The sequence below is a fragment of the Halopenitus persicus genome (assembly GCF_900107205.1).
GTDB classification, from domain to species: Archaea; Halobacteriota; Halobacteria; order Halobacteriales; family Haloferacaceae; genus Halopenitus; species Halopenitus persicus.
Map to the genome: position 1 here is coordinate 381169 of NZ_FNPC01000001.1, position 17549 is coordinate 398717.

Consider the following 17549-nt stretch of genomic DNA (forward strand, 5'->3'; position numbering starts at 1 on the left):
CCGCGACTCCACAACGCACTTACCCCGCTCGCGCGCACGGTGCCGTATGTACGCAGTCGTCGGCGGCGGGATCGCCGGACTCGCGGCCGCCTACCGGCTCCAGCGTCACGGTCACGACGTGCAGGTCTACGAGGCGGCCGACGAGGTCGGTGGACTGGCGGGGCTCTACGAAACCGGCGGCGACCCGATCGAGCGGTTCTACCACCACCTCTCCCGCTCGGAGGAGACGATCGTCGAGCTGGCCGACGAGCTGGGCGTCGGGGACCGGATCGAGTGGCGCGTGGGCAAGAACGCCTACTACGTCGACGGGACCGTCCACCCGCTGGACGCGCCCTGGGAGATCCTCGCGTACCCGGAGCTGAGCCTGTACGACACGTTCCGGCTCGCGATGCTCACCCAGGAGGTCGACGTCCGCGGCGGGATCCCCGCTTTCGACACCTACGAGGATCTGACCGACTTCGAGGACGTACCGGTCCGGGAGTTCCTCCTCGAGCACACCACGCGGGGCGTCTACGAGGGGTTCTTCGAGCCCCTGCTGGAGGCGAAGTTCGGCGACCGCGTCGAGGACGTCTCGGCCGCGTGGCTGCTCGGTCGGATCAAGTTCCGCGGCGAGCGCGACCTCCTCCGCGGGGAGATCCTCGGCTACTTCGACGGCTCGTTCGGAGTTCTCATCGAGGCCCTGCTCGACGCGATCGGCCGGGAGAACGTCACCACCAACGCCCGCGTCACGGGGATCGGGTTCGCCGAGACGAGCGGAACGCCGGCGATGGAGGTCGACGAGACACACGCTCCCGACGAATCTGCTGCCGGCGACGAATCTGCTGCCGGCGACGAATCTGCTGCCGGCGACGAAGCCGCCCTCGCTGAGACGCGTCCCGAAGATAGAGCTCGCGGGCCCGCCGAGACGGTCACGGTCGAAACGCCGGCCGGCACCACGACCACCGACGTCGACGGCGTCGTCGTCGCGGCGATGCCGAACGTTCTCGAGGACCTCACGGGCTACCGCTGCGGGATCGACTTCCAGGGCGCGGTCTGTGCGCTCCTCACGCTCGAGGAGCCGCTCACCGACACCTACTGGCTCAACATCGGCGAGGAGGCGCCCTTCGGCGCGCTGATCGAACACACCAACTTCGTCCCGCCGGCGCGGTACGGCGGCGACCACCTCCTGTACGTCGCCAGCTACGTCCAATCGCGCGAGGAACCGAACTGGACCGACGACGACGGGACGCTGACCGACCGGTGGCTCGAGGGGATCGCCGACCTCTTTCCCGACTTCTCTCGGTCCGACGTTCGGGAGGTCCGGATATCGAGAAACCCACGCGCCGCGCCGGTCTACGAGCGCGGCTACCTCGATCTCGTCATCCCGTACGACCTCGCCGCCGAGGACGTCCCGGGCGTCTACTACGCCGGGATGGCGAGCCGGGCACAGTACCCCGAGCGGTCGATCAACGGCGGGATCGTCGCCGGCTTCGAGGCCGCCGACCGGATCGCCGACGGGGAGTAACGCGCGAGATCGGAACGGCGTCGACGGTCAACGACGCCGGAGTCCGGTCAGTCAAGCCGGAGTCCGGTCGGCGATGGTACCGACCAACGACGCTAGAGTCCGGTCGGATGGGAGACGTACGTGGTCTCGAGCCCCCACTCCTCGAGCCGGTCCTGGACCGCCCGAACGCCGAACGTCTCCGTGGCGTAGTGGCCGGCCAGCAGGACCGATATGCCGGCCTCGCGCGCCTCGTGGTAGACCTGCTGTTTGCCCTCGCCCGTGACGAGCGCGTCCGCGCCGCGCTCGACCGCCTCGTCGAGCCAGTCGGCGCCGGATCCCGTCACCACCGCGACGCGACCGATCTCGTCGGGACCGAACGGGAGCGCCTGGACGTCGCGGTCACGCCCCTCGAACCCCTCGAGCCGCTCCGTCAGCGTTCCGACGTCGACCGGGTCGGGGACCTCGCCGATCGTGCCGATCGTGACGGGACCGAGCTCGCCGAACGGCTCCCGGTCGGTCACGCCGAGCGCGTCGGCCACGCCGGCGGCGTTCCCGAGTTCCCGATGACCGTCGAGCGGGAGATGGGAGACGTACAGCGCGACGTCGTTCTCGACCAGCGCCGCGATCCGACCGTAGGTGCGCCCGGTCACGTGCTCGATCCCGCCCCAGGAGATCCCGTGGTGAGTCACGAGGACGTCGGCGCCGGCGTCGGCGGCCGCCTCGATCGTCGCCGCGGCGGCGTCGACGGCAACCGCGACGTGCTCGACGGAGGCCGTCTCGGGTCCGACCTGAAGGCCGTTCGCGCTCGCATCCACGTCGGCGTACGCAGCCGTCGACAGCGTCTCGTCCAGTCGGTCGACGAGCGTTGAAAGCTCCATACGTTCGGGATCCGCGGGACGTGGGTTAAAAACCGCGAAGTGAGTGATGGCGGCGAGAAAACCGACGACGGCGAAAGCGGATTCGACGGCGACTGAAACCGATCAGTCGGAAGCCTCGTTGGGAACGCCGTCGGACGGTCCCTCGGGGGATCCGCCCGTATTCGGCGACCGAGTCTCGTCCGCGCCGGCGCCGCGGGGCACCGGGGCGTCGAACTCCGGATCGAACAGCCGCATCGCGGTCTGGATCGTCGTCAGGTCGTCCTCGCCGGCGGCCTCCCGCAGCGACTTCGTCGGCGCTGCCAGCAGCTGGCCCACGAGCGCGTCCGCGAGCGCCTCGACCGTCTCGCGCTGGTCCTCGTTCAGCCCGCCCTGCGCGTCGAGCTTCGCGAACGCCTCCTCGAGCTCGCGCGCCTTGACCCGGTCCGCGGACTCGTACATCGTCGCGATCGCGTCGTCGGCGCGGCGGCGCTTGAACGACTCGAGCAGCCGGTCGAGCTCCTCGTCGATCATCCCCTCGACCGCTTGCGCCTCGGCTTCCCGCTGCTCGCGGGTGCGGCTGGTGACCGACTCCAGCGCGTCGATGTCATACAGCGTGACGCCGTCGACGGATTCGGCCGCGGGATCGACGTCCCGCGGCCGGGCGATGTCGATACAGACCGTCTTCCCGGCGTCCGCGAGGTCCGTGGGGTCGACGATCGGCTCCGGGCTCCCGGTGGCCGTGACGAGGAGGTCTGCCCGCGGGAGCACGCGGGCGAGATCGGCGAGCGGCAGGGCGGTCGCCTCCGTGTCGACCTCCGCCGCGACGTGTTCCGCGTGCGGCACCGTCCGGTTGGCGACGTGGATCCGCGAGACGTCGGTGTCGTCGAGCGCCCGCGCGGCGAGGGTGCTCATCTCGCCGGCGCCGACGACCAGCGCCGTCGCGTCCGCCAGATCGAGCCTGCGGTCGGCCAGATCGACGGCGGCCGACCCCAGCGAGACGACGCCCTCGTTGATCGCCGTCTCGGTACGGGCGCGCTCGCCGACGTGGATCGCCTTCGTGACCGCGTCCTCGAGAACCGGCCCGATACCGCCGGCCGCCCGCGCCGCCTCGAAGGCCTCCCGAACCTGGCCGATGATCTGGTCCTCGCCGAGCACGAGCGACTCGAGGCCCGCCGCGACCCGCATCAGGTGTCGCAGGCTCCCCTCGTGGTCGAGCCGCCGGATCGCGCCGTCACGGACGTCGGGCGCGAACGATTCGAGGGCGTCGTATCCGCGGGTCACGTGGTCGGTGACGACGTACGCCTCCGACCGGTTGCAGGTCCGTATCGCGAACGCCTCCTCGACGCCCGGTCGGGCGAGGAGGTCGGAGACCGTTCCGCGGACCGACTCCGTTCCCGCCGACTCGATCTCGTCGATGCTCGCACTCGCGTGTGAAACGCTGATTCCGGTGAGTACTCCCGTCTGGTTCATTGTCCCTCCGACGTGTCTCCAGGGTCGTCTTCGTGGTCCCGAACGCGTTCGACGATCCCGTCCGCCAGTTGTCGGGGATTTGATTCCCCGGTTTGTAAACCCTTCTGAACGGCCGGCGACCGGACGACGGCCCGCACCGCCTCGCGGCGCGTGTCGGGTTCGACGCCCCGCTCGATCAGCTCCGTTCGAACGTCCCCGCTGAGCCGCGCGAGATCGCCGATGCCGTCGAACTCCGTCTCGATCCGTTCACGGAGGTACCGCGAAACCGCGGGGCTGGTCGCGCCGGTCGTGATCGCGATCGTCACCGGCCCGTCCTCCACGGTGGCCGGAACGACGACGCTTCCCGGATCGCGGTCGCCGGAGACGTCGGTCCGGTTGACGAGGGCGTCCCGCTCGCGGGCCGCCGCCTCCGCCGCGGCGTTGATCGTCGGGTCGTCGGTCGCCGCGACGACGAGCGCCGGCTCGGCGCGATCGATCCACGTCGCGACGTCGTCGGCGTCGACACGCTGGCGAACCAGCTCGATCCGGCCGTCATCGGTTCCCGTCTCGTCGTCGTCCGTCTCGTCCCCGACGGTTCGATCGACCGTCGACCGCAGCCGCTCGGTGAACGTCGGACTCACGACGATCACGGACGCCTCCGCCGCGAACCGCCGAGCCTTCCGCGTCGCGACGGCGCCGCCGCCGACCACCAGGACCGTCTCCCCGGAGAGGTCGTGCACCAGCGGGATCATTCCGACGACGGGGCAGGGCTCGCCGTGTTGCTGTCCGCACGCTCCGCGATCCGGATCCCCGTCTTCTTGAGGATGCGCGTCGAGAACAGGGTGTCCCAGTCGGACGGCTGGACGTCCCAGAACTCGTTCATCGTCGCCTTGACCTCGGCGATCCGGCGCTCGCTTTCGGCCTCGCTGCGGCCGTGAGTCATCGCGAAGAAGTTGTACTCCCAGACGCCCTCGTGGCGCGGGCGCTCGTAACAGTGGGTGACGAAGTCCATCCCGGCCACGGCCGGCCCGACCTCCGAGAGGACGTCCTCGGGGACGTCCCAGACGGTCATTCCGTTCTCGGTGTACCCGAGCGCGTAGTGGTTGGGAATGACGCCGACCCGACGGACCTTCCCCGCCGCGTTGAACCGGGCGATCGTCTCGATCACCCACTCGACGTCCGCATCGATCGCCGCGGCGACATCGGCGTACGGCGTCTCCGTGATCGGGAGCCCGCCCTGGATCTCGACGACGAGGTCTCGCTCGGCCGGCGTGAGCGTCTCCCGGTCGACGGGGTCGACCGACGGGCCGAGATCGGAGAGGTCGAGGTCACCGTCCGGGACCGGTCCGTCGAGGAGAAACTTCGCGCCGACGTGGAACTCCTGCTGTTTCGGGAGGTTGTACGTCGGCTGACCCGTCGCGTCCTCGATTCGATCGAGCACCTCGCGAACCCGGTCGTCGCCGTCCTTGTCCGGGTCCGGATGGTCCGCGACGCTGACGACGAACCACATGTTGAGGTGCGGGTGCTCGCGCTCGTAGTTGTGGGCGACCTCGGGGAACTCGTTGACCGTCTCGGCCACCTCGTCGTACCGGTCGGGCGGCGCGTGCATCGCGACCAGCGATGCGGCCCCCCCGATCGCCTCGGCATTGACGAGCGCGCCGAACCGCGAGAGGACGCCCTCCGCGTCCAGCTCTCGGACGCGGTCACACAGCTCCCGCGCAGTCACCTCGACGCCGCGGTCGGACAGCGCCGCCGCGGCCGGCTCGAACGGTCGCGACGTGACCGGAAAGCCGCCCTGAAAGGCGTTGATGATCGCCCGGTCGAACCTCGAGAGATCCGCATCGACCCGTTCCATACGACACGCTCGGGGACGGGACGGATTAAGCCGTTCGGAGCAACGAGTCGACCGGCCCGGGCCGCCGGCGTGGAAGGAACCTCACCCGTCGAGGTCGCGGGCGATGTCGGCAAGCGACCCACGGGGAGCGGCGTCCACGTCGTAGACCGACCGATCGCCCGGCAGCCGGAGACCGTAGGCGTCGCCGGAAACGACGACGTCGAGAAGCACCGTGTCGCCCGCCGCACGGTCGTGGTCGCGGAGCCACCCGAGAAGCCGGTTCTCGCCCTCACCCGGCGATCGGGCCAGTCGTCGATTGTCGAAGGCGCCCCGGAGAAGCCGTCCCCGTGAATCGGCGTCGACGCGTGCGTAGCGGGTCTCGCGGTCGAACGACAGTCGGATCACGTCGCCGTCGCTCACGCCAAGGGCCTCGGCGTCGCCGGACTCGAGGCGACGGGCGAGGGCGTCGTCGTCGGGCAACCGAAGGCAGGGTCGGCGGGTCCCGCCGCTGCGAACGACGTCGGTGCGGACGGCTGCGACGCTTTCGTCGTCGGACGTGATCCGAGCCATCGACCCGAAGAAACGAAACTACTCCGCGTCGTCCGCTTCCGCTTCGTCGTCGCCCTCGCCGAGCGCGGCGGCCACGTCGCCGTCGCCGTCGACCACGGAGACGTTCACCTGCGCGACGTCGTCGGCGATCTCGGCGCCGCGGACGGTGACGCGCTTGCGCTCGCCGTCCGTCGTCGGCTTGAAGCCGACGCCGCCGTCGAGGAGGATCTCCTTCAGGCTCGTTCCGGGCACGTCGGCGCGCATCGGGCGGCCAGTCTCGTCGGAGCCGCCGGTGATCTCGAGGGTGTAGCCGTCGAGACCGACGGCGCCGCCGTCGACCTCATCGCCGAGGCTTCGACCGAGGAACCGGTTCGCGTCCTGTCCGTCCACGTCGCGCTGATACGTCTCGCCGGCGTCCGGATCGGCGACGACGACCTTGAATTCTGCCATACGGCGATCGATCCGCCCGCCGAGTAAAAACACGTCGAAACCGCTTCGGATGCGACCGTACGGCTCGTGGCGGACCCGTCAGGAACCGCTTCCGAGCGATCGATCGACGGGTCGACGCGACTAAGCGCCCCGGCCGTGAACTCCGGTACGATGGCGGTGACCGTTCCGGAACGGATCCTCGAGCCGTACCCCCGGTTCTCGCTGTATAATTCGCCGTATCCCGCCCACGACGACGCTTCGGGCATCGACCTGTACCCGGACTCGAACGCGGGCATCTCGCCGGTTGCGGGCGTCGTTCGCGGCGTTCGAACGGTCGGCTGTCCGGACCGGGAATACGCCGCCGATCGCGACCACGTGATCGCGATCGACGTCGACCGTAACTGGGCTGCTGCGGTCGGGATCGGCGGTGAGCGGCCACTTATCGCTCGGATCCTCCACGTGGATCCCGACGTCGAACCCGGGGACCGAGTCGCGCCGGGAGACGCGCTTGGACCGATGGTGCGATCCGGCTTCTTCGGACGGTGGGTCGACAACCACGTCCATCTCGAGTTTCGTGATCGAGATGCGGATCCGTACCGGGCGAGCGGCTCCCGACGGCTCGCCGCCGATGCCGCCGTCGAACCGGTGTCGTGGGATGGAACGGGAACGGTCGTCGAGGCGGGACCGACCTACGTCCGTCTCGACGGACCGTCGCGTTCGGGATCGAACGGCCCCTTCCGAGCGCTCGGGAGCGACCGAGGCGTGCCGCTTGACGGCGGGCTCACACACTACGCTGGCGGCGGGGCGTTCCTTGGAGACGGATTCACACCGGAGACCTGGAGGAACGGTGACTCCGCTGGCTCGGACGGACGAACGCTGTCGCTGCTCGGGCAGCCGATCGGAACCGTCGACGACCGGGCGGGCGACGGCCAGGAAGGGTGCGTCGAAGGGGGAGACGGCCGGACGACTGCCGGCTGGACGGACGTCACCTGGCGGGACGTCGACGTGTACGCGAACGGCGAGCGGGCCACCGGGCTCTCGCTGTTCGTGACGCGGCGAGCGGATCTCGGGATCAAGGTCGTCAAACGGGACCACGATCTCTCGATCGGGGATCGAATCACGGTCACGATCCGGTCCAGCAACGACCCGATACGGCTCGGTCCGGGCCGATGAGCGGACGGCTCGAGGTGAGCCAGTGGGAAGCGAGAATGGCGAACAGTCGAGGGCGTGGTCGAACCCCACGGCCGGCGCCCCGATCGCCCGCCTCGACCGCCGTGGGAAGCCGGTCAGGTCACGGGGCGGCTGCGTCGCTCTGGCTGATAAACGTTCGTTCGCGAGCGGACGCTCGTTTGCGTGAGCTACGCCTCGTTCTCCAGCACGAACTCGGCCAGCGTGGGCACGAAGGTGCCGATGTCGGTCACCATCCCGACGGCCTGCGCGGAGCCGCGGTCGAGCAGCTGGGTGACCGTCGCGGGGTTGATGTCGACGCAGACGGTCTTCGTCGTCGAGGGCAGACAGTTGCCGACGGCGACGGAATGCAACAGGGTCGCGAGCATCAACACGAGGTCGGCCTCGCGCGCCTGCTCGCGGATGGCGTCCTGTGCCTCAACGGCGTCGGTGATCGTGTCCGGGAGGGGCCCGTCGTCACGGATCGACCCCGCGAGCACGTAGGGAACGTCGTTTCGAACGCACTCGTACATCACGCCCTCGGTTATCACGCCGGATTCGACGGCGGCCTCGATCCCGCCGGCCCGGATCACCTCGGAGATCGACCAGATGTGGTGTTTGTGTCCCTTCCGCGGGTGCTCCAGCGTCTCGACGTCCATCCCGAGCGAGGTGCCGTAGATCGACCGCTCGAGGTCGTGGGTCGCGAAGCCGTTCCCGGCCGAGATCGCGTCGACGTAGCCCTCCCTGACGAGCTCCGCGAGCGCGTCGCCGGCTCCGGAGTGGATGACCGCTGGACCGGCGACGACGAGCACGTTGCCGCCGTTGGATTTGGTCTCCGCGACCTCCTCGGCGACCTGCCGGATCGTCGATTCGGAGGGTCGCTCGGCGGAGATGCCGCCCTGCATAAATCCGAACGGACCGTCGGATCCGCGGGGGCGTTCCGGCGGTTTGACGCGAATTCCGGACTCGTCGGTCGCGACGAGGTCGCCCTCGTCGATCGCGTTGAGAACCTTCGTGTACGCCCGCGGCTCGCCGTCGGGGCCGCCCTCGGGCTCGACGACCAGCGCGCAGTCCATCTCGATGTGCTCGACGGGGATCCACTCGTCCTCGTAGCGAACCTCGGTCGGGTGATTCGTCGTCGAGTAGAATCCCGGCGGGACGACCTGGTCCGCGGGCGCGGGCTCGAGGGTGACGTTCGGCGGGTTCCGCAACACCGCGCCGTTCTGGTGAAGCTCGTGGAGGATCCCCTGCAGCGTCGCCTGGTCGTCGGCCGAAACCGCCAGCCGACAGTAGGAGGCCTCGTCCTCGTTCTTCCCGACGTCGAACTCCTCGACCTCGAAGGACCCGCCCAGCTCCATCACGGCGGTGAAACACTGCTGCATCCGGCCGGAGTCGATGATGTGGCCCTCGAGTTCGACGGTCCGCGTGGCGCTCATACCAGTCCCTTACGCTCGGGAGCAAGGAGGGTTTCGTCTCGTCCGCGCACTCCTCAGCGGCACGCTCCTCGGCCGAACACTCCTCGGCGGCGAAGACGGCCGGACACTGAAAGATTCATTGGGGCCGCCCCCGCGCTGTGAGGTATGACGAGTGTCAAGGAGTTCCGCGTCGCCGAGCCGGCGACGGCCGACGCCCTCGGGCGCGGGCGGTTCGTCTTCACCGACGCGTACTCCGTCTTCGACTGGGGGCGGATGCCCGACCCGATCCCGCGGAAGGGAGCGAGCCTCTGTACGATGGGCGCGTACAACTTCGAGCGCCTCGAGGCGGCGGGGATCCCGACGCACTACCGCGGCGTCGTGGGGCCGAACGCCGAGAAATCGGACGCCGGAAAATCGGACCCCGGAGGATCGGACGTCGAAGGATCGATCGCGGGGAACACCGTCCCCGAGGACTCGATCGTCGGCCTGGAGGCGGTCTCGACGCCGCCGACCGAGATGGCGATCGAGTTGACCCAGGTCCCCGATCTGCCGTATCTCGGCGGGGGGGATGGGTACGACTACGAGACCTACCACGAGGCGGCCGACGGAAACTACCTGATCCCGCTCGAGGTCGTCTTCCGGAACACGGTCCCGATCGGGTCGAGCCTCCGCGACCGTCGCGAGCCGGCCGACGTCGGGCTCGATGCGTCGGAGTGGCCCGACGAGCCGGTCGCGCTCCCCGAGCCGGTCGTGGAGTTCTCGACGAAGTACGAGGAACAGGACCGCTACCTGACCCGCGAGGAAGCCGACCGGATCGCCGGCGCCGCGTCGATCGACGACCTCGAGTCGACCGCGCTCGCGGTCAACCGCGTCGTGACCGAGCGTGCCGAGGACGTCGGGTTCGACCACGAGGACGGAAAGATCGAGTGTCTGTATACGGACGGGGAGATCCGGGTCGCCGACGTCGTCGGCACGTTCGACGAGAATCGATTCGCCTACGACGGACAGGAGGTCTCCAAGGAGGTCGTCCGCCAGTGGTACAAGCGCAACGACCCCGAGTGGGTCGCGGCGGTCTCGGAGGCCAAGGAGGCGGTCGCGAAACGGGACGTCGCCGACTGGCGCACGCTCTGTTCGGACGATCCGGTGCAGCTTCCGGACCGCGTCCTCGAGGCGGTGTCCGCGATGTACGCCGCGGGCGCGAACGCCTACACGGGACGCGACCTGTTCGATGCGCCGGCGATCGGCGAGGCGGTCGACGGCGTCCGCGATCTGTGAGATCGCCGAACGAACCCGGGCGGCACGAACGCGAACCGAAATCGGGACGCGACCCGTGACGCCCCCCGCCGCACTCGCCGGGTCCGCGGCGGACGTCTCAGTCGTCGTCGCTCGGCGTCGGCGCGTCGACGGGGTCGCCGGCGAGTGGCTCGCCATCAACCGGCGCGTCCGGGTTCGCCTCGCGGGCTGACTCGGGGAGGCCAAGCTGGACGTCGGCGAGCGTATCGGCTGCGTCGTCAGCCTCCCCGTCGGACTCGAACTCGGACCGCAGGTGAACGCGGCCCTTGTGGATCGTGACTGCATCGGCGAGATGGAGCCGGACGGCCTCGAGGAGGACCTCGGCCTCGAGCGGCTGTCCGCGGCGCTTGATCGTCTCCACGTCCGCGCCGTCGGGGACGTCGAAGGCACGCTGGGCGATCGTCGGTCCCTGGTCGAGGTCGGTCGTCACGTAGTGGGCGGTGACGCCGGCGATCCGGACGCCCGCCTCCTTGGCCTGCCGGTACGCCTGCGCGCCGGGGAACGCGGGTAGCAGGGAGGGATGGACGTTGATGATCCGGCCCTCGTACCGGAAGACGACCTCCGGCGAGAGGATGCGCATATAGCGGGCGAGGACGACGAGGTCGACGTCGTACTCCGCGAGCAGGTCGAGCAGCCGGTCCTCGTCGGGCGATCCGTTGCTGTCGCCGACGTCGTAGAACGGTTTGTCGTACCGCTCCGCGAGGCCGCGGAGGTCGCCGCGGTTCCCGATCACGACCGGGATCTCGACGTCGGCGTCGCCCTCGACGAGCTCGCCGTTGGCCTCGGCCTCGAGCAGCGCCTCGGGCGCGTGGGTCTCCCTGGTCACGAGCAGCGCGATCCGGCGGGCGGTGCGGTCGCTCGGGAACCGGACCTGCACCTCGACGTCGAGCTCGCGGCCGAGGTCGGCAAGCGTCCGGCGAAGCTCGTCGCGGGAGGTCTCGAGGCCGGTCGCGTCGACCCGCATCGTCATCCGGAAGACGCCATCGCGGACGGCCTGGTCGAGGTCCTCGATGTTGACCCCGCGCTCGAACAGCACCGTGGTGACCCGGGCGATGAGTCCGGTCTCGTCTCCGCCGATGACCGTGATCTCGGTGAGGTCGCGGGTCATACGCCGATCACCACCGTGGAGTCGAGCGGATGCATATCGACCCGAACGCCGCCGGCCGTTTAGCCCGTTTCGGTCGATGACGGTAATGTGTCGAGGTAGCACGGAACGTGGTCCCGGCTCGGATCCGTGACCGACCCACTTTTGGGCGCTCCCGTCCCCTGGACAGCCGTGACGCTCGATCCGATCCACGTGGACAACATCGCGCGCCTCGCGTCGACCATCGCCGGCACGGTCGACGCGACCGATCGGGAGGGGCTCGCCGAGCGGGTCTGGACGGAGTGGCTCCCGGAGCTCCGCCGCGACGGACGCGTGATCCTCGAACCGGTCGCCGAGCACGCGCGTCGCCGCGTCGACGTCGACGCGGTCGCGCTCGCGGACCGCCCATTCGAGACGGTTCACGGGCTCGACTCCGGAACGATCAACCCCACGACGTTCAAGAACGGGCTCGTCGTCGACGTCGCCCACGCCGCGATGGCCGCCGACCCGACCGACCTCGACCTCCACCGGTCGCGGACGATCGTCGCGACGGTCCACACGGCGGATACGACCGTCGACCACGACACGGACTGGGGCCGCCGCGACGAGGGATACACCCAACAGCGCGTGCTCCAGGCGCCGCCGATCAACCGGTACGCCGAGGGGGTCGTCCACGCGCTCGCGCTGTACCTCGCCGAGAGCAAGCACGCGCTCGACCACGCCAACACGGTCACGGACCTGCTCGTGCTCGACGGTCCCATCTATCCCAAGGAGCTGTTCACCTGGGTCGACCGCGACCCCGAGCTGGGCGATCTGGCCCGGGAGGCGAAGCCCCGGTCGGTCGTCGAGAACTACGTCCGGCTGGTGGAGACGTTCGTCGAGTCCGGAACGCCGATCGCGGGGTTCGTGAAGAACCCCTCGAGCCGTGCGATCACGCGGACGCTCGCGAACGCGGGCGTGGAGGCGCCCTGGCCCGACGACGCCGCGCTGTTCACCCGGTTGCTCGAGCGGCGCGCCGACGCGGACGGGACGGCCGATACGTCGCCCGGTGCCGCCGGACGCGGCGAACGCGTGACCGACGAGCTCACGGCGACCACGTGGTTCCGGAGCCGCGGCGGGACCGACCGCCACGTCGCCGCCGACGGCGACGCGCTGGGCGTGGAGCGGCGGCTCGACCCGGAGCTCTACGAGCCGACGTTCCTCGTGATCTACGACCCCCGAACCGACGTCACCTACAAGCTCGAGGCGCCGTACGCGTTCACTCGCGACCCCGACACGCGGCGGGCGCTGACGACGCAGGTCCTCGCCGAGGTGGCCGCCGAGCGCGGCCCTCCGACGGCGGTCGCGAAGGCCGACTCGCTGGCCCGGATCGGGTCGGCGGAGACGGCCTCGATCCGGCGGAAGTTCGAGGAGCAGTTCGACACGGATCAGCTGCGGTCCTACGACGACGTTCGGTGGCCCGACGTCGAGGGCTGAGTCGAGCAGGAGCGGAGTCGAGCGGAGACTGCGTCGGCCCGGAAATCCCCACCTCGCCCGTGAAGCGGGCGTCCTCACATCGCCTGCGAAACGTACTGGATCGCGTAGATCGCGCCGTTGTAGAGCCCGTGGACCAGACAGGGCACGATCACGTTGCCGGTCCGTTCATAGAGGTACCCGAGCACGCAGCCGAGCCCGGCGGCGACGACCGCGTACAGCGCCGCCTCGCCGACCGCACCCACGACCGCGGGCACGTGGATCGCCCCGAAGATCACGCTCGCGGTTATGATCGAGGGCCACGGCCCCCACGACCGGCGGAACAGCCCCTGGACGGCGCCGCGGAACAGCAGTTCCTCGCCGGGACCGACGAACAGGATCGAGACCGCGATCATGTAGAGGAAGTAGGTCGGATCCGACTGTCCCGCCAGGATCGCCTGGTTCTCGCCGGTCGAGACGCCGATCCGAGCGAACACGAAGAGCGCGGCGAACTGGATCGCGAGCAGAACGACCGTCCCGACGGCCACGATCGCCGCGCTGCGGACGTCGAGGCGGTCGACCCCGATCAGGTCCCAGTCGTCGGCGAGCGCGAGGTAGCCGCCGACGGCTGCGCCGAACCCCACGAACTGGAAGACGGTCCGGACGACGGTCTCCATCCACCCGTCGGCGGCGACCAGTCCCGCCCCGACGACGAGGTCCGTGAAGGGCTGGGTGATCGCGCTCGAGACGAGCAGCGCCCCGAGCACGACCACGAGCCCCCGCCCGAGCGTCCACGCGTGGTCGCCGTACTCGACGATCGCCGGTCGCTGTGCCATCGGCCGCCGGTAGGAGGGGACGTCCTATAGGCGCACCGGAAGGGGCGTCGCGTTCCGGCGTCGGAGCGTGATCGGGGAGGGCGTCGCGTTCCGGCGTCGGAGCGTGATCGGGAAGCGCGATCAGGGAGCGCGATCTCACCGATCGCCGGAGACGACGAGCTCCCGCTTGTCCGCGACGGCGTCGGCCTCCGAGAACTCGCCGCCGCCGAGGAGCCCGCGGGCGGCCCGCTTGCCCCACTCGACGGCCGGCTGGGTGAACGTCTCGACGGTCGCGAGCTCGCCGTAGAGGACGCAGGCCGCCTCCATCCCGTAGAGGAGCTCGCCGAGCGCGCGCTCGTCGACGCGGTCGATCTCGACCCGGACGGTGGGCCGGTCGGCGGCCGCCAGGCTCGCCTCGGTCGCCTCGAACTCCGCGTCGAGGAGCTCGCCCAGCGATCCGCCGCCGAGGTAGGACAGCCCCTCCAGATCCGTCTCGGGAATGGCGACGTCGGCGCGCTCCCGCGGGCGCACGAGCGTGACGAGCTTGTCCCGTGGGCCGGCCCGATAGAGCTGCAGTTGGGAGTGCTGGTCGGTCGCGCCCAGCGCGCGGGCGGGCGTCTGTCCCACGCCGTCCTTCCCGAGGCTCTCGGCCCACAGCTGGGCGAACCACTCGGCGAACGTCTCGAGCGACTCGGCGTAGGGCAACAGCACGTTCGTCAGCGCCCCGCGCTCGGCGAGCGCGTACGAGACCGCGCCGTACGCGTACGCGGGCGACTCGTACAGCGACCCGGAAAGACTTGCCCTGCCGTCCGCGCCCCCGCGAAGGATCGCCTCGACGTCGTGGCCCTGGAGCGCGGCCACCGCGAGCCCGACCGTCGAGAGCACCGAGAAGCGGCCCGGAACGCCCGCCGGCACGTCGAGCGCGGGAAGGTCGTGGCGCTCGGCGAGCCGCCGAAGGTTGCCTTCCGGACCGGTCGTGACCAGCGTGCGCTCGGTCCAGTCGACCCCGTCCTGGTCCATCGCCTCGCGGACGACGAGGAAGTTCGCGAGCGTCTCGGCGGTCGTCCCGGAGTTCGAGACCACGTTGATGACCGTCTCCGAGAGCGGAAGCTCCGCGAGCAGCCGCGCCGTGTGGTCCGGGTCGACGTTGTCGAGGAAGTGGGCGTCCACGTCCGACTCGAGCGCGTTCGCGAGCGTCGCGGCGCCGAGCGCGCTGCCGCCGATCCCGACCGTGACGACCGCCTCGGGGTCCTGGAACTCCGACACCGCCGCGCGGATCGCGTCCGGGTCCGCGGTCTCGGGGAGGGAGAGGGCGGCGTATCCGAACTCCTCGGCCGCCATCCCGTCGGCGATGGTCTCGTGTGCGTCCGCGACCCGCTCGTCGAGCCGGTCGAGGTACTCCGTCGTGAGGCCCGGGGTCGTGCCGAGCGCGCTGCCGATGTCGACGTCCATACCGAACGGCCGGGCGAGTCGGACTTAGGGATTGTCGTCCTGGTCGGTTGAACCGTCCGAATCGATCGCGTCGTCCGAACCGGTCGGCCCGGTCGCGCCAGTAGCGCCGTCGGGATCCAGACGCGCCCGCAGCTCGGCGGTCCCGACGAGATCGGCGAACGGCACCGGCGGATCGGGGTCCGCGGGTCGGTCGCCGAGCGTCCGGTGCCACCACCGGACGTCGTGCCACTCGCCGTGTTTGTAGCCGACGGCCGGGAACGTCCCAACTGGGTCGAAGTCGAACCGCTCGTGGAGGGCGACGCTCGCCGGGTTCGGCAGCGTGGTGACGGCGTAGACGTTGACGAACCCCTGCGCGCGAAGGACCCGAAGGAGGGCCGCGTACAGCGTCGATCCGACGCCGGATCCGCGATGTCCGTCGGCGACGTACACCGACGGCTCGACCGTCCACCGGTACGCTCCCGTCCCCCGGAGCCGATTCGCGGCTGCGTAGCCGATCACGGTTCCGGAACCCGGTTCGAGGGCGGTCCCGGAACCCGGTTCGAGGGCGGTCCCGGAACCCGGTTCGAGGGCGGTCCCGGAACCCGGTTCGGGGGCGGTCCCGGAACCCGACCCGGGATCGCTTCCCTCGTCGATCCGCTCCACGACCAACCACGGGTACGTCTCGGTCGTCGTCTCGATGTCGTCGGCGACCGCCGCCGTCGTCGGCGGGTCGGTCCTGAACGCGATCGCCGTCTCCTCGACGAACGGCGCGTAGATGTCGCGGATCGCCTGCGCGTCCTCCGGCGTCGCCACGCGAACTCGGCGGGCCATCGTGGCTATCGTGGGACCGGAACCCGGTAAAAGGGTTCGCAAGCGGCGATCGGAGCGAGGCGCCCGGCGGCAACGGGGTGGCACTGCGGACCGACGATGGCGGCCTCAAATCGCGTACACCCGCGTGGTCCAGAAGTCCGCGAACGCCGCCTCGAGCGCCGGCTCGGGGTCGCCGGTCGCGTCGGAGACGTCGGTCACGTCGGCCAGATCGCGGATCTCGCCGAGGACGCTCCGCTCGCCGACGACGATCAGGCGATCGACGTCGTCGTCGGCCGCGATCGGTTCGAGGGCGTCCCGCGCCGCCTCGAGGTGCTCGTCGATCTGGTCGTCGCGGCGGCGCTCGAAGCGGCCCTGCGAGAAACCGCCCTTCGAATGGGCGCCCTTGACGTCGCTCTCGAACCCCTCGTAATCGGTGCGTTCGACGGCGTCCTCGTGAGCGTGCGAACGAGGGCTCGTCGAACCGTGTTCGACGGCGTCCCTGGCGGCATCAGTTTCCCCACCGTACACCCCGACGGCGAACAGGTCCGACCGAACGAGCGCGAAGCCGAACCGGCCGGTCGGGAGGAACCGGTCGCGGGGGAGATCGAAGCCGGCGTCCCAGCTCGCGGCCGAGTCGGTGGGTTCGATCGGGGGCCGCAGCGCCGCGCTGACCATCCCGGCGTCGTCGGCGACGACGACCGCGGGTGCGGCGCGGCGGACGAGCGGCGTGGCGTCGCCGAAGTGGTCGGCGACCGCCTCGGGGACGGCGTTCTCGCTCGCGACCGTCGCCGTGAGCGCGCCCTCGTTGCCGGCCTCGATCGCCGACAGCCGACCGAGCAGGTCGCGCGTTCGTGCGCCGCGCGCATCGCTCACGCGCCGGAATTCCCGGTCCGGGCCGTCACCGCTCGCGCGCTCGACGCGGTCCTCGAGCTCGGCGATCCGGTCCTCGAGCCGGTTGACCCGCTCCTCGGCGTCCTGTTTGGCGGTCGTCGCCGCCGCCCGCCGCTCCTGCTCGGCCTCGAGCTGCTGCTCGAGGCGGTGGTTCGCCTCCTCCAGCTCCTCGATACGTGACTTCAGTTCGGCCCGGCCGAGCAACTCGTCGAGCATACTGACACGGGAGGCGCCGCGTAACTTAAACGGTCGGCGTCACGTCACGCGCAACGCGACCCGATCGACGTCGTCGAGAGCCGGACGGTCGCCGGCGGCAGGGCGGGCGATCGGCCGGCGACGGTCGTTTCCTAAACGCTTATGCGTACCCTGCCGCTAGGAGCGAGTGCGGGCCGGTAGCTCAGTTAGGGAGAGCGTCCGGCTTTTAACCGGACGGTCGGGGGTTCGAATCCCTCCCGGCCCGTGCAACGAGACGGTGAGCGACGCGACCCGGCGAGGGAACCGGCAGGAAGGATTCGAACCAGGGAACACGCGTGCAGGAAGCGAGCACGTGTGAGTGGGGTTCGAATCCCTCCCGGCCCGTGCAACGAGAC

Annotated in this window: 16 protein-coding genes and 1 tRNA gene; 5 read left to right on the forward strand and 12 right to left on the reverse strand. The window is 70.3% G+C overall.

The genetic code is table 11. From position 1 onward, the window contains the following. Positions 1-46 precede the first annotated feature (46 nt). Positions 47-1504, forward strand: a complete 1458-nt coding sequence (locus BLV25_RS17765) for an NAD(P)/FAD-dependent oxidoreductase (RefSeq protein ID WP_256335627.1) — start codon at positions 47-49, stop codon at positions 1502-1504. Between the two features lie 92 nt (positions 1505-1596). Here the strand turns inward: BLV25_RS17765 and BLV25_RS01960 are convergent, their stop codons facing one another. From BLV25_RS01960 to BLV25_RS01985, 6 genes are all read right to left on the reverse strand, one after another. After that, positions 1597-2361: a Nif3-like dinuclear metal center hexameric protein gene (locus tag BLV25_RS01960; protein WP_092730517.1), complete on the reverse strand. Its 765-nt coding sequence runs from the start codon at positions 2359-2361 to the stop codon at positions 1597-1599. A gap of 102 nt (positions 2362-2463) precedes the next feature. Continuing rightward, positions 2464-3810 (reverse strand): glutamyl-tRNA reductase, encoded by a 1347-nt coding sequence (hemA, locus tag BLV25_RS01965; RefSeq protein WP_021072873.1) that lies wholly within the window; start codon positions 3808-3810, stop codon positions 2464-2466. Then, positions 3807-4541: a precorrin-2 dehydrogenase/sirohydrochlorin ferrochelatase family protein gene (locus BLV25_RS01970; protein WP_092730519.1), complete on the reverse strand. Its 735-nt coding sequence runs from the start codon at positions 4539-4541 to the stop codon at positions 3807-3809. The genes hemA and BLV25_RS01970 overlap by 4 nt, the downstream gene beginning before the upstream one ends. Beyond that, positions 4538-5644 (reverse strand): siroheme decarboxylase subunit beta, encoded by a 1107-nt coding sequence (gene ahbB / locus BLV25_RS01975; protein ID WP_092730521.1) that lies wholly within the window; start codon positions 5642-5644, stop codon positions 4538-4540. The genes BLV25_RS01970 and ahbB overlap by 4 nt, the downstream gene beginning before the upstream one ends. A gap of 81 nt (positions 5645-5725) precedes the next feature. Then, on the reverse strand, positions 5726-6193 hold the full coding sequence (locus tag BLV25_RS01980) for a DUF7112 family protein (RefSeq protein WP_021072870.1): 468 nt from the start codon (positions 6191-6193) through the stop codon (positions 5726-5728). A gap of 18 nt (positions 6194-6211) precedes the next feature. Further along, positions 6212-6622, reverse strand: coding sequence for a 30S ribosomal protein S6e (locus tag BLV25_RS01985; protein ID WP_092730523.1), 411 nt, complete (start codon positions 6620-6622; stop codon positions 6212-6214). 150 nt (positions 6623-6772) lie between these two features. Here BLV25_RS01985 and BLV25_RS01990 point away from each other — a divergent pair, with 150 nt between their 5' ends. Next, positions 6773-7774 (forward strand): hypothetical protein, encoded by a 1002-nt coding sequence (locus BLV25_RS01990; RefSeq protein ID WP_092730525.1) that lies wholly within the window; start codon positions 6773-6775, stop codon positions 7772-7774. 185 nt (positions 7775-7959) lie between these two features. Here BLV25_RS01990 and BLV25_RS01995 read toward each other — a convergent pair whose 3' ends face one another. Continuing rightward, complete coding sequence (locus BLV25_RS01995) at positions 7960-9204, reverse strand: ornithine cyclodeaminase, nickel-pincer nucleotide-dependent (protein ID WP_021072867.1); 1245 nt, start codon at positions 9202-9204, stop codon at positions 7960-7962. A 144-nt stretch (positions 9205-9348) separates the two neighbouring features. Here BLV25_RS01995 and BLV25_RS02000 point away from each other — a divergent pair, with 144 nt between their 5' ends. Continuing rightward, the gene (locus tag BLV25_RS02000) at positions 9349-10458 is read left to right on the forward strand and encodes a phosphoribosylaminoimidazolesuccinocarboxamide synthase (RefSeq protein WP_092730527.1); all 1110 of its coding nucleotides are present in this window, start codon (positions 9349-9351) and stop codon (positions 10456-10458) included. 97 nt (positions 10459-10555) lie between these two features. On the opposite strand, the gene BLV25_RS02005 is transcribed toward BLV25_RS02000, so the two are convergent. Beyond that, the gene (locus BLV25_RS02005; RefSeq protein WP_092730529.1) at positions 10556-11584 is read right to left on the reverse strand and encodes a formyltetrahydrofolate deformylase; all 1029 of its coding nucleotides are present in this window, start codon (positions 11582-11584) and stop codon (positions 10556-10558) included. Between the two features lie 168 nt (positions 11585-11752). Between BLV25_RS02005 and BLV25_RS02010 the strand changes: the two genes are divergently transcribed. Next, positions 11753-13036 (forward strand): DNA double-strand break repair nuclease NurA, encoded by a 1284-nt coding sequence (locus BLV25_RS02010; RefSeq protein ID WP_021072864.1) that lies wholly within the window; start codon positions 11753-11755, stop codon positions 13034-13036. A gap of 74 nt (positions 13037-13110) precedes the next feature. On the opposite strand, the gene BLV25_RS02015 is transcribed toward BLV25_RS02010, so the two are convergent. The 4 genes from BLV25_RS02015 to BLV25_RS02030 form a co-directional block, all read right to left on the reverse strand. Continuing rightward, complete coding sequence (locus BLV25_RS02015; RefSeq protein ID WP_021072863.1) at positions 13111-13848, reverse strand: CPBP family intramembrane glutamic endopeptidase; 738 nt, start codon at positions 13846-13848, stop codon at positions 13111-13113. A 135-nt stretch (positions 13849-13983) separates the two neighbouring features. Beyond that, positions 13984-15279: a glucose-6-phosphate isomerase gene (locus BLV25_RS02020; RefSeq protein ID WP_092730531.1), complete on the reverse strand. Its 1296-nt coding sequence runs from the start codon at positions 15277-15279 to the stop codon at positions 13984-13986. Positions 15280-15303: 24 nt separating this feature from the next. Next, positions 15304-16089, reverse strand: a complete 786-nt coding sequence (locus BLV25_RS02025; protein ID WP_218128592.1) for a GNAT family N-acetyltransferase — start codon at positions 16087-16089, stop codon at positions 15304-15306. Positions 16090-16194: 105 nt separating this feature from the next. Further along, positions 16195-17175, reverse strand: coding sequence for a Vms1/Ankzf1 family peptidyl-tRNA hydrolase (locus tag BLV25_RS02030; protein WP_092730533.1), 981 nt, complete (start codon positions 17173-17175; stop codon positions 16195-16197). 170 nt (positions 17176-17345) lie between these two features. Here BLV25_RS02030 and BLV25_RS02035 point away from each other — a divergent pair. After that, positions 17346-17419, forward strand: a tRNA-Lys gene (locus BLV25_RS02035). Positions 17420-17549 lie beyond the last annotated feature (130 nt).

What these genes read in the sequence shown, in the direction of transcription:
- BLV25_RS02015 (WP_021072863.1), bottom strand. Translation starts at nt 13,848, where the DNA reads ATGGCACAGCGACCGGCGATCGTCGAGTACGGCGACCACGCGTGGACG.
- ahbB (WP_092730521.1), bottom strand. Translation starts at nt 5,644, where the DNA reads ATGGAACGGGTCGATGCGGATCTCTCGAGGTTCGACCGGGCGATCATC.
- BLV25_RS02025 (WP_218128592.1), bottom strand. Translation starts at nt 16,089, where the DNA reads ATGGCCCGCCGAGTTCGCGTGGCGACGCCGGAGGACGCGCAGGCGATC.
- BLV25_RS01985 (WP_092730523.1), bottom strand. Translation starts at nt 6,622, where the DNA reads ATGGCAGAATTCAAGGTCGTCGTCGCCGATCCGGACGCCGGCGAGACG.
- BLV25_RS02005 (WP_092730529.1), bottom strand. Translation starts at nt 11,584, where the DNA reads ATGACCCGCGACCTCACCGAGATCACGGTCATCGGCGGAGACGAGACC.
- BLV25_RS01960 (WP_092730517.1), bottom strand. Translation starts at nt 2,361, where the DNA reads ATGGAGCTTTCAACGCTCGTCGACCGACTGGACGAGACGCTGTCGACG.
- hemA (WP_021072873.1), bottom strand. Translation starts at nt 3,810, where the DNA reads ATGAACCAGACGGGAGTACTCACCGGAATCAGCGTTTCACACGCGAGT.
- BLV25_RS02000 (WP_092730527.1), top strand. Translation starts at nt 9,349, where the DNA reads ATGACGAGTGTCAAGGAGTTCCGCGTCGCCGAGCCGGCGACGGCCGAC.
- BLV25_RS01980 (WP_021072870.1), bottom strand. Translation starts at nt 6,193, where the DNA reads ATGGCTCGGATCACGTCCGACGACGAAAGCGTCGCAGCCGTCCGCACC.
- BLV25_RS17765 (WP_256335627.1), top strand. Translation starts at nt 47, where the DNA reads ATGTACGCAGTCGTCGGCGGCGGGATCGCCGGACTCGCGGCCGCCTAC.
- BLV25_RS01990 (WP_092730525.1), top strand. Translation starts at nt 6,773, where the DNA reads ATGGCGGTGACCGTTCCGGAACGGATCCTCGAGCCGTACCCCCGGTTC.
- BLV25_RS02030 (WP_092730533.1), bottom strand. Translation starts at nt 17,175, where the DNA reads ATGCTCGACGAGTTGCTCGGCCGGGCCGAACTGAAGTCACGTATCGAG.
- BLV25_RS01970 (WP_092730519.1), bottom strand. Translation starts at nt 4,541, where the DNA reads ATGATCCCGCTGGTGCACGACCTCTCCGGGGAGACGGTCCTGGTGGTC.
- BLV25_RS01995 (WP_021072867.1), bottom strand. Translation starts at nt 9,204, where the DNA reads ATGAGCGCCACGCGGACCGTCGAACTCGAGGGCCACATCATCGACTCC.
- BLV25_RS02020 (WP_092730531.1), bottom strand. Translation starts at nt 15,279, where the DNA reads ATGGACGTCGACATCGGCAGCGCGCTCGGCACGACCCCGGGCCTCACG.